2 protein-coding genes are annotated in these 1,728 nt (G+C 70.4%); both read left to right on the forward strand.

Going from position 1 to position 1,728, the window contains the following annotated elements:
- The coding region (gene sqr / locus LQ326_RS47055) for a type III sulfide quinone reductase, selenoprotein subtype (protein ID WP_234545356.1) at positions 1-1,265 on the forward strand (1,265 nt) is incomplete at its 5' end.
- 18 nt (positions 1,266-1,283) lie between these two features.
- Positions 1,284-1,601: a TusE/DsrC/DsvC family sulfur relay protein gene (locus LQ326_RS47060; RefSeq protein WP_234545357.1), complete on the forward strand. Its 318-nt coding sequence runs from the start codon at positions 1,284-1,286 to the stop codon at positions 1,599-1,601.
- Positions 1,602-1,728 lie beyond the last annotated feature (127 nt).

A 1,728-nucleotide genomic window follows, 5' to 3' on the forward strand; every position in this document is an offset into this window, starting at 1 on the left:
CGCACGAGAGTGGGGGCATGGGCAAACACATCGTGATTCTTGGCGGTGGTACCGCCGGCACCATGGCGGCGAACCGTCTGTGCCGCACGGACGGCGGGCACGGGGCGCGGGTCACGGTCGTCGATCAGGATGACGACCACCTCTATCAGCCCGGTCTGCTGTTCGTGCCCTTCGGGCTCGCCCAGCCGCACCACCTCGTCCGGTCCCGGCCCCGGCAGCTGGACGCGGCCGTCGACTACAAGCAGGCGCGGATCGAGCGGGTGGACCTGGACGCCCGGACGGTGCACCTCGCCGACGGCATCCGGCTGTCGTACGACGTGCTCGTGGTCGCCACCGGAGCGACGCTGCTGCCGGAGGAGACCGAGGGGCTGACCGGCGCGGGCTGGGGCGAGAAGGTCTTCACCTTCTACGACCTGGCCGGTGCGAGCGGTCTGCATGAGGCGCTGGAGCGGCTCGACGGCGGCCGCGTGGTGATCGACGTGGCGGACCTGCCGCTCAAGTGCCCCGTCGCGCCATTGGAGTTCGCCTTCCTCGCCGACTGGTACTTCCAGCGGCGCGGCATCCGCGACAGGGTCCACCTCACCTATGCCACCCCGCTGGACGCGGCGTTCACCAAGCCGGTGGCGGCGCGGGCGCTGGGCGGGCTGCTCGCGGACAAGGGGATCGAGCTGGTCACCGAGTTCACGCTCGGCGAGGTCGACGGCGCCGGCGGCCGGCTCGTGTCGTACGACGAACGTGAGGTGGGCTTCGACCTGGCGGTCGTCGTGCCGCTGCACGGCGGAGCGCCGTACGTGGGCCGCTCGGAGGGTCTGGGCGACGAGCTCGGCTTCGTGCCCGTCGATCCGCACACCCTGCAACTGCCCGGCCGTCCCGAGGTGTTCGCGATCGGGGACGCGGCGGGTCTGCCGGCGTCGAAGGCGGGATCGGTGGCGCACTTCGAGGGCGAGGTGCTGGTGCGCAACATCGGCCGGTTCCTGGCCGGGCGGCCGCTGGACGCCTCCTTCGACGGGCACGCCAACTGTTTCGTGGAGACCGGCTTCCACAAGGCCCTGCTGATCGACTTCAACTACGACACGGAGCCGTTGCCCGGTCACTTCCCGGGCCCGGTGGGCCTGCCGTTGCTCAAGGAGTCGCACGCGAGCCACCTCGGCAAGCTGGCCTTCGAGTGGCTGTACTGGCACAGCCTCCTGCCCGGCCGGGAAGTGCCCGGTATCGGCTCGGCGATGCCCGAGCGCGGCAAGCACCACGTATCCGCATCCGCCTGAGCGAGAGGAGCGCACGTCATGCCCACCGCCACCTACGACAACACCGCCGTCCCCGTCGACGACGAGGGCTTCTTCACCGACCCGGCCCGCTGGACCGAGCCGATGGCCGGGCAGATCGCCCGTGACCTGGGGATCGGTGAACTGACCGACCGGCACTGGACGGTCATCCGCTTCATGCGCGCCCAGTACGCGGCCAAGGGCACCGGCCCCACCGTGCGCGTCCTCGGCAAGACCTCCGGGGTGAGCGTCAAGGAGCTGTACCAGCTCTTCCCGAAGGGTCCGGCGAAGAGCGCCGCGAAGATCGCCGGGATCCCCAAGCCGCGCGGCTGCATCTGAGAGGGAGCGCAAGCTGTCATGGTTGACACCGCCACGATCGAGAAGGTCTCGATCATCGTCTCCAAGGGATCCCTGGAGGGGATCTACCCGGCCCTGATCATGGCCAACGGCGCCCGCGCCGAGGGCA

Source organism: Streptomyces shenzhenensis (assembly GCF_021462265.1).
In the GTDB taxonomy this organism is placed as follows: Bacteria; Actinomycetota; Actinomycetes; order Streptomycetales; family Streptomycetaceae; genus Streptomyces; species Streptomyces shenzhenensis.